The sequence below is a fragment of the Formosa algae genome, assembly GCF_001439665.1.
In the GTDB taxonomy this organism is placed as follows: Bacteria; Bacteroidota; Bacteroidia; order Flavobacteriales; family Flavobacteriaceae; genus Formosa; species Formosa algae.
The window spans coordinates 1-3,344 of the sequence record NZ_LMAK01000051.1 but is presented as its reverse complement, the minus strand read 5'-3'; the positions used below and the strand labels follow the sequence as shown (position 1 = coordinate 3,344).

At 29.3% G+C, this 3,344-nt stretch carries 3 protein-coding genes; 2 read left to right on the top strand and 1 reads right to left on the bottom strand.

Going from position 1 to position 3,344, the window contains the following annotated elements; genetic code table 11:
* Positions 1 to 15 precede the first annotated feature (15 nt).
* Positions 16 to 1,062 carry a substrate-binding domain-containing protein gene (locus AST99_RS12480; protein ID WP_057782172.1) on the bottom strand — a complete coding sequence of 349 codons (1,047 nt, stop codon included), beginning with the start codon at positions 1,060 to 1,062 and terminating at the stop codon, positions 16 to 18.
* Between the two features lie 190 nt (positions 1,063 to 1,252).
* Here AST99_RS12480 and AST99_RS12475 point away from each other — a divergent pair, with 190 nt between their 5' ends.
* Entirely contained in the window at positions 1,253 to 2,176 is a 924-nt protein-coding gene (locus tag AST99_RS12475) for a nucleotidyltransferase family protein (RefSeq protein ID WP_057782171.1), read from the top strand.
* Positions 2,163 to 3,233, top strand: coding sequence for a phosphotransferase enzyme family protein (locus AST99_RS12470; RefSeq protein ID WP_069727850.1), 1,071 nt, complete (start codon positions 2,163 to 2,165; stop codon positions 3,231 to 3,233). The genes AST99_RS12475 and AST99_RS12470 overlap by 14 nt, the downstream gene beginning before the upstream one ends.
* Positions 3,234 to 3,344 lie beyond the last annotated feature (111 nt).

Below are 3,344 nucleotides of genomic sequence, written 5' to 3'. Positions count from 1 at the left end.
ATTTTCTATTGAAAATTATTTATTTATGATGTACTGCATAACATTCTCAGAATTTATAATATCTAAAGGTAGATATGTGGTTTTAGAAATTTTATTTTGATAAATAAGATATTCTGCTAGTTTAGTAATTCCTAAATGTGCTTGATGATTTGGATTCTGATTTATTAGATATGTAATTCGACCAGACTTTAAATATTTAACATTCATATCTAATAAGTCGTAACCCACTAATATAATATCATCCTTTTTTAAAAGTTCTAATGTTTCTGCAACTAAATAAGATTTTGAAGTTGTAATAAATAAACCTAAAGTATCTGAATTATTTTCTAAATAGCTGGTTAAGGTAGTATCCAATTTATCTGCTTCTATATGAAGTGTAGCAATATTAAACGTTGAAGTAGTTATAGAATTAAAATAATCTCTAAAACCAGTTTCTTTTTCTTGCATGTGTCTTGCATTAGTTATGTCTTCATTAATATGTATAATAGTAATGTTGCCTTCTCTTAAAGTGGTTTCAAATAATCTAGCAGCTACACGTCCACTTTGTATCAAATCCTGACCTACAAAACCTTCTGCAGTAATTGGAGTAACCTGATTATTAAATGTTATCACAGGTATATTTAATTTTTTATAATCTGTAATTGCTTTTTGAGCTTCTTTATAAAAAAGTGGCGCTAGTAAAACAGCATCTGGTTTTTCTTTTAGAACCCTTTCATGATTCTCTATAAATGATTCTGTAAATTGTGGGTTAAACTCAATAATTGTGACTATAACATTAAATGCAGCAAAGTCCTGACTTGCATTTAAAATACCTATTTTAGAACGTTTCCAGTAATTATCAACTTCAGGGTCAGGAAGTAAAGCGCATATATGATAGGTTTTATTATTTTTTAAATTTTGAGCTATCAGATTTGGTTTATAATCTATAGTTTCCAAAATATCTGTCACCTTTTTTAATGCAATATCTGATACTTTACCTCTTTTATGTAGTACACGATCAACAGTTCCCTTAGATACTCCTGCAAGTAAAGCTATATCCTTAATTGTATATTTCTTATTCATCGGTACAAATATAATAAACTTTACTATATTTTTAACATATAGAAATGTGCACGTACACAAATATAGTGTGCTCGAGCACATTTTATTAGTTTTTTCTTTTTTTATTGCTTTTACATGCATAACTTAGCGTAAAGATTAATTTATAAAGCAAATTATTTGAATTGAAGTTTGCTTAATTAAAAATTATATTATGAATTTGAATAAACCAACATTAGTAATTTTAGCAGCAGGAATTGGAAGCCGTTATGGTGGATTAAAACAATTAGATACGTTCTCACCAGAAGGCGATACAATAATGGATTTTTCTATATATGATGCTTTGCAAGCAGGTTTTGGGAAATTTGTGTTTATAATTAGAAAGAATATTGAAGATGAATTTAGGGAAGTATTTAATAAAAAATTAGCGGGTAAAGCAGAAGTAGATTACGTATTTCAAGAACTAGAAAATGTACCCGAAGCTTATATTAATACCGAGCGTAAAAAACCATGGGGCACAGGACATGCATTATTAATGGCTAAAGAAGCAGTAAATGAAAATTTTGCTATAATAAATGCCGATGATTTTTATGGTAAAGAAGCTTTTCAAACCATGGCAAAAGCATTAACGGAAACGGATAAGGATTCTTATAATTTTTGTACTATGGCTTACTTGTTGAAAAATACAGTATCAGAAAACGGATATGTGTCTAGGGGAGAATGTCAAGTTGACTCTAATGGTTTTCTAACCGATGTGACTGAGCGACTGCATATCGAGAAAACACCTTCTGGAATTATACGAAAGGATGAAGATGGAAGTATGATTTCTATTGATGAAGACACTGTAGTATCTATGAATTTTTGGGGCTTTACTCCTAAATGTTTTGAATTTGGATCACAATTATTTGAGACTTTTTTAGAGAAAAATAAGGATAATCCAAAGGCAGAATTTTTTATTCCCAGTGTAGTGAATGAGATTTTAAATTCAGGAATAGCAACAGTTAAGGTTTTGAAATCTGATGCCAAGTGGTTTGGTGTCACTTATAAGGAAGATAAAAAAATAGCTCAACAGGTGATTTCAAAATTAAAATCAGAGAATGTTTATCCTTCAAATCTGTGGTCTGATGATGAAAACTAAAATAGAATTTATTTTTAATCAATTTGAACACGGTTCAAATTATGTGTCGTCTAAAGAATTAATCTCTGGACATATTAATGATTCTTATTTAATAGAAACAAATACTTGTGAATCTTATGTTTTGCAACGTATTAATCATGAGGTTTTTAAAGATGTTCCTGGGTTAATCTCTAATAAAGTAGCAATAAGTAATCACCTAAAAAATAAGTTTCAAAATCTTGATAAATCAGAACTGCATAGAAAAGTTTTAACTTTTATTCCGACCTCTAATGGGGTGTCATATTTCATTGATATCGAGGGAAATTATTGGAATTTATCAATTTTTATATCAGATAGTTTTACACATAATGTTGTTGAAAGTGAAAAGATTGCTTACGAAGGTGGAAAATTATTCGGAGAGTTTTTAAACTTAACAGCAGATTTTGATGCAGATCAATTGATAGATGTGATTCCGAAATTTCACGATATGTCTTTCCGATATTCCCAGTTTGATGATGCCTTAAAACAAGCCTCAGAAGAACGAATAGAACAAGCTGAGCTTTTAATTGATCGTGTGGAAATTTTAAGAGCAGAAATGCATATTCTTCAGAAACTAAAATCTACTGGGGCAATTAAACTACGGGTAACCCATAATGATACGAAAATTTCGAATGCCTTATTCGATAAAGATGGTAAAGGGTTATGTGTTATCGATACGGACACAGTAATGCCTGGAATAATTCATTATGATTTTGGTGATGCAATACGAACTATTTGTAATACAGCAGCTGAAGATGAAATAAATTTAGATTTGGTGTCGTTCAACAAGTCTTATTATCAAGCGTATGAAAAAGGATTTTTAGAAACTGTTCATAATGCCTTAACACCATTAGAACTTAAATATTTACCATTAGGAGCTAAAACCATGATATTTATTATGGCCTTACGTTTTCTAACAGATTTCTTAAATAATGATATTTATTATAAAATAAAATACCCTAACCATAATCTAGATCGCGCAAAGAATCAATTCAAGCTAATAGAAAGTTTTGATGAACAAATGAAATTAATTTTCTAAGTCTATACTATAAATATCCTTGTAAAATATCCATAAAAATATGTCAAATAAAATAACAGATAATTCAAAGAAATCAACAAACGCAGTACCTATAGCCATAATTGCAGGTCT

What these genes read in the sequence shown, in the direction of transcription:
- AST99_RS12480 (WP_057782172.1), bottom strand. Translation starts at nt 1,062, where the DNA reads ATGAATAAGAAATATACAATTAAGGATATAGCTTTACTTGCAGGAGTA.
- AST99_RS12475 (WP_057782171.1), top strand. Translation starts at nt 1,253, where the DNA reads ATGAATTTGAATAAACCAACATTAGTAATTTTAGCAGCAGGAATTGGA.
- AST99_RS12470 (WP_069727850.1), top strand. Translation starts at nt 2,163, where the DNA reads ATGATGAAAACTAAAATAGAATTTATTTTTAATCAATTTGAACACGGT.